This window comes from Arthrobacter sp. ZBG10 (assembly GCF_001238605.1).
Classification (GTDB): domain Bacteria; phylum Actinomycetota; class Actinomycetes; order Actinomycetales; family Micrococcaceae; genus Arthrobacter.
In genome coordinates, this window is the sequence record NZ_LFQH01000027.1 from 1 (window position 1) to 4,229 (window position 4,229).

Below are 4,229 nucleotides of genomic sequence, written 5' to 3' on the forward strand. Positions count from 1 at the left end.
GCTCCAGCCGCAGCCGCCGCTACTTCCCCACGTACCAGTTCACCGACCCGCACGGCACGCTCTTTGTGGGCAAATCCGAGGTTTCCCGGGCAGCAGCCCCCGCACCGGGGTCCCCGCTTGAGGTGGCCTACAACCCGGCCAATCCCAACGAATCCCTGCAGGTTTCGGCCGCCTCCAAGGTTGCGCTGGGCTGCCTGATCCCGTTTTTCGCTGTCTTCGGTGTGGCTTCGTTCCTCTTCATCAGCTTTTTCCCGCTGCCCTAGGCCAAACTGCCCTACGCTGAAGGCATGCGCAGACCCGGGGTTCTTCTGGCATTGATCACGACGGCGGGACTCACCGCGTGCGGGCCGGGCGCCGGCGGCGTGGCGTGCCCGGACCTGGGCCAGTCAAACGGTGTGGCCCTCACCGTTGCCGCCAACTACGCGGCGCAGGTTGACGTGGTGCACCTGGTGGCCTGCCAGGACGGCGGTTGCCACGAGGCCGACCTTGAGCTGATGCCGGGCAGCACCTCCGTGGACCAGGGCTGCACCACCGACGGGGTCTGCTCCGCCACGGCCTCGCCGGACGGCACCAAAGTGGGAAACCTCGACCTGGGTGTCCTGACCGAGTCCCCGATCACCGCAACGGTGACCGGAACCGCGGCTGGCGGCGCCCTGCCCGTCCGCTCCCTGGTGTTCAAGCCCAGCGCGGGGTATCCATTCGGGGAGCAGTGCCCCCGATACCTCTCGGCCTCCGTGATCCTGGACAAAGCGGGGCTGCAGCCCGCTTCCTGATGCTGTCCGGGGCGCCGTCAGAAGAGGGCAGGCTGGCCGAAGGGATCCTCGGCAGCTGCTCCGGACACTGCCTGCGGCTGCGCGGTGCCGGCGTGCCAGTCAAAGCCGAGCTCAGCCAGGAGCTCCTCAACGGACATCTGTCCGTCAAGCACTTCGATCTCGGCAGGGGTTTCTTCCAGGTGGGGCCGTTCCATGGCATCGAGCTTATGGCCAGGGCCGGACAATGCCGCCCTGAACACACCGCCGGGCGCCTGATTGGGGTGGGGTCCGGCCTACGGCTCGCCGAAGCCGGCCTGCACCAGCCCGCCAATGTAGTTCACCGCCCGTTCCGCGTCCAGACCCCAGGCCTGGACATGGATACCCTGGCCCCTGCCAGCAGCGAGGGTCATCAGCGCCGTCATCGATGCCGCGTCCACACCGTTCAGGGTTACCCTGGCATCCAGTGCTGCGATGCCGCCGGCGATCCTGGCCGCCGGCCGGGCGTGCAGGCCGGCCTGGTTGATGAGCTCAAAGTCGCCGGTGAAGTCCGGGCCCGGACCTGTGACGGAGCCCTCGGCCACCTGCGCCGCCGGAACCTCCGGGCTGCGCGGCGGTGCGCCCGCTGCCTCGGCCGCCCGCTTTACCGCGTGCAGCCCGGCCCCGCCCTGGGCTGCGACCGCCGCAGCCACCAGGCCTTCCACCAGGGGCGCGTCGGCCAGCACCACACCGTGCGGATTATCCACAAACTCCATCGCCGATTCGGCGGTCATCACGGCCGAGCCCAGGTCCGCGAGGACCACCACCCCGCCGTCCGCAGCCTTCTCGAGGGCCGCCAGGACCCTTTCCAGGCTGGTGCCAATGCTGCCGTCCATGGTGCCCCCGGCTGCCAGGATCTGCACATCCGGGGCCATCTGGGCGGCAAGTTCCGCGGCGCCGTCGGCAATTTTTTCACTATGGGACACCACTACCAGGCTGATGGTCATGCCGCGGCCCCCACTGCTGCCCGGAAGATCAAGGCGCTGGAAGCAGCTCCCGGGTCGCGGTGCCCGGCGCTGCGCTCCCCCAGGTAGCTGGCCCGGCCCTTGCGTGCCACCAGCGGGTCTGTGGCCGCAGCACCCGCTTCGGCGGCCTCTGCGGCGGCCACAAGGATCGTGAGGACGTCCGGGGCGCCGGCGTCAACGGCCGCCCGGGCGGCATCCACCGCCGGTGTCCAGGCGTCCACCATTGTTTTGTCGCCGGTTTCGGCCTTGCCCCGGGCCACGATGCCGTCCCGCCCTGCGGCCAGCGCAGCGGCCCATGCCGCGGAATCAATCTCGGTGGCGTCACCCAGGGCGGTTGCGGCGCGGAGGAAGGCCGTGCCGTACAGCGGCCCGGCGGCGCCGCCCACCTTCGACATCAGCGTCATGGCGGCCAGCTTCAGCGCGGCACCCGGTGTTTCCGGCGGCGCTTCGGCGAGCTTTTCCAGGACCGCCTGGAAGCCCCTGTCCATGTTCTCGCCGTGGTCCGAATCGCCGATGGCCCGGTCCAGCTCGATCAGTTCCATCCGGTGTCCTGCCATGGCCTGCGCGCACAGCGTCAGCCACTTCAGGGTCCAGTTGATATCCAGCAGCATGCTCAGGCCCCCCAGCGCAGGGCGGCGGTGTGGACCGGCGCATCCCACAGGGCGGTGAGTTCATCGTCCAGGCGCAGGACCGAGATGGAGCAGCCCTGCATTTCCAGGGCCGTGACGTAGTTGCCCACCAGCGAGCGGGCCACCACGGCCCCGTGGTCAGCCAGTACCTGCGCTGCCCGCCGGTACACGATGTACAGCTCGCTCAACGGGGTTCCGCCCATGCCGTTCACAAACAGGAGCACCTGCTCACCCGCTTCGATCTTCAGGTCGGACAGGACGGGCTCCAGCAGCCGGTCAGTGATGCCGTCGGCGTTTTCCATGGCAATCCGGTGCCGGCCGGGTTCCCCGTGGATGCCGATGCCGATCTCGATTTCGTCCCCGGCGAGGTCGAAGCTGGGCGTCCCGGCGTGCGGTACGGTGCAGGCGGATAACGCCACCCCCATGGTGCGGACGTTGAGGTTGACGCGTTCGCCGATTCCGGCCACCGTGTCCAGGTCATCGCCGCGTTCGGCCGCCGCACCGGCGATTTTTTCCACCAGCACGGTCCCTGCCACACCCCGCCGGCCCGCCGTGTAGAGTGAATCCTCCACAGCCACGTCATCGTTGACCAGGACGGTGCGGACGCGGATCCCCTCGGCTTCGGCCAGTTCGCCGGCGGTCTCGAAATTCAGCACATCGCCGGTGTAGTTCTTCACGATGTGCACCACTCCGGCGCCTGAATCCACGGCCATTGTGGCGGGCAGGATCTGGTCCGGCGTCGGCGAGGTGAACACGGCGCCCGGGACGGCGGCGTCGAGCATGCCACGGCCCACAAATCCGGCGTGGAGGGGCTCATGGCCGCTGCCGCCGCCGGAGAGCAACCCCACCTTGCCTGCCACCGGCGCATCCTTGCGGGTGATGAAGGCCGGATCGGCGTTAACGCTCACGAGGTCAGCGTGCGCCAGGCCGAAGCCGGCAACACTTTCCCCGACCACTGAACGGGGATCGTTGATGAGTTTCTTCACGGCGTTGCTCCTGGCTGTGCTCCTGAAGGATGTCACAGACGACCCTACTACCGGCAGGCCGGGCAAAGGTAGGCACCGGCCGGGCCCTGGGGTGTTTCAACACGAAAAAGGGACAGCCCCCAATGACTGTCCCTTTCCGGGCCCCCATTCCCGGCCACCGCTAGTTTATCCATCAAATCGAATAAAGCCAAGACAGTGCTGCCTTCGACGTCTTATTCGGAATTCCGGCCTAGAGGACGCGGATCATGCGGGTGTTGCCAAGAGTGTTGGGCTTGACCCGCGCCAGGTCCAGGAACTCCGCGACGCCCTCATCGTGGGAACGCAGGAGCTCTGAGTAGACCACAGGGTCCACCGCCGACTGGTCCGCCATAACCTCGAAGCCGTGGCGCTTGAAGAAGTCCACCTCGAACGTCAGGCAGAAGACCCGGTTGACTCCGAGGGCCCGGGCCCGCTCCAGGAGGCTCTCCACCAGCACATGGCCGATGCCCTGGCCACGCCGGTCCTGCGACGCCGCAAGGGTGCGGACCTCGGCCAGGTCCTCCCACATCACGTGGAGGGCGCCGCAGCCGATCACCTCGCCGTCGGCGGACTCGGCGATCAGGAACTCCTGGAGGCTTTCGTAGTAGGCGACGGTCTCCTTGGCCATCAGGATCCGCTCCTCGGCCAGGGGCGCCACAAGCTTCTTGATGGCGGAAACATCATCGGTGCGGGCAGGGCGGATCTCGAAGGAATTCGTCACAGGCCAATCCTAGTTGGGGCCTTGCAACGGCACCGAAATCCGGGCTCCTTCCGCTCAAGGAAGCGGCCCGGATGACGGTGCCGTAGGGTACGGGGGCGGCTAGTGAACTGCTCCCCGGGAGT

Annotated in this window: 7 protein-coding genes; 2 read left to right on the forward strand and 5 right to left on the reverse strand. The window is 67.9% G+C overall.

Annotated elements, in window-relative coordinates; genetic code table 11:
- The coding region (locus ACU18_RS06825) for a DUF3592 domain-containing protein (RefSeq protein WP_157407618.1) at positions 1-263 on the forward strand (263 nt) is incomplete at its 5' end.
- A gap of 24 nt (positions 264-287) precedes the next feature.
- A complete protein-coding gene (locus ACU18_RS06830; RefSeq protein WP_050684783.1) occupies positions 288-773 on the forward strand; it encodes a hypothetical protein in 486 nt (161 codons plus the stop codon).
- Between the two features lie 17 nt (positions 774-790).
- On the opposite strand, the gene ACU18_RS19880 is transcribed toward ACU18_RS06830, so the two are convergent.
- The 5 genes from ACU18_RS19880 to ACU18_RS06855 all read right to left on the reverse strand — a co-directional run bounded on the left by ACU18_RS19880 (position 791) and on the right by ACU18_RS06855 (position 4,107).
- Positions 791-967, reverse strand: coding sequence for a hypothetical protein (locus ACU18_RS19880; protein ID WP_197273534.1), 177 nt, complete (start codon positions 965-967; stop codon positions 791-793).
- A 78-nt stretch (positions 968-1,045) separates the two neighbouring features.
- Complete coding sequence (gene dhaM, locus ACU18_RS06840; protein WP_050684785.1) at positions 1,046-1,735, reverse strand: dihydroxyacetone kinase phosphoryl donor subunit DhaM; 690 nt, start codon at positions 1,733-1,735, stop codon at positions 1,046-1,048.
- Positions 1,732-2,364: a dihydroxyacetone kinase subunit DhaL gene (gene dhaL, locus ACU18_RS06845; RefSeq protein WP_050684786.1), complete on the reverse strand. Its 633-nt coding sequence runs from the start codon at positions 2,362-2,364 to the stop codon at positions 1,732-1,734. Before dhaL ends, dhaM begins: the two co-directional genes overlap by 4 nt.
- Positions 2,365-2,366: 2 nt before the next feature.
- Positions 2,367-3,368, reverse strand: coding sequence for a dihydroxyacetone kinase subunit DhaK (gene dhaK, locus ACU18_RS06850; RefSeq protein ID WP_050684787.1), 1,002 nt, complete (start codon positions 3,366-3,368; stop codon positions 2,367-2,369).
- Between the two features lie 229 nt (positions 3,369-3,597).
- Positions 3,598-4,107 (reverse strand): amino-acid N-acetyltransferase, encoded by a 510-nt coding sequence (locus tag ACU18_RS06855; RefSeq protein ID WP_050684788.1) that lies wholly within the window; start codon positions 4,105-4,107, stop codon positions 3,598-3,600.
- Positions 4,108-4,229: the final 122 nt, after the last annotated feature.

Bases quoted from the DNA above. Each gene is read 5' to 3' on its own strand.
- ACU18_RS06830 (WP_050684783.1), top strand. From the start codon at position 288: ATGCGCAGACCCGGGGTTCTTCTGGCATTGATCACGACGGCGGGACTC.
- ACU18_RS19880 (WP_197273534.1), bottom strand. From the start codon at position 967: ATGGAACGGCCCCACCTGGAAGAAACCCCTGCCGAGATCGAAGTGCTT.
- dhaM (WP_050684785.1), bottom strand. From the start codon at position 1,735: ATGACCATCAGCCTGGTAGTGGTGTCCCATAGTGAAAAAATTGCCGAC.
- dhaL (WP_050684786.1), bottom strand. From the start codon at position 2,364: ATGCTGCTGGATATCAACTGGACCCTGAAGTGGCTGACGCTGTGCGCG.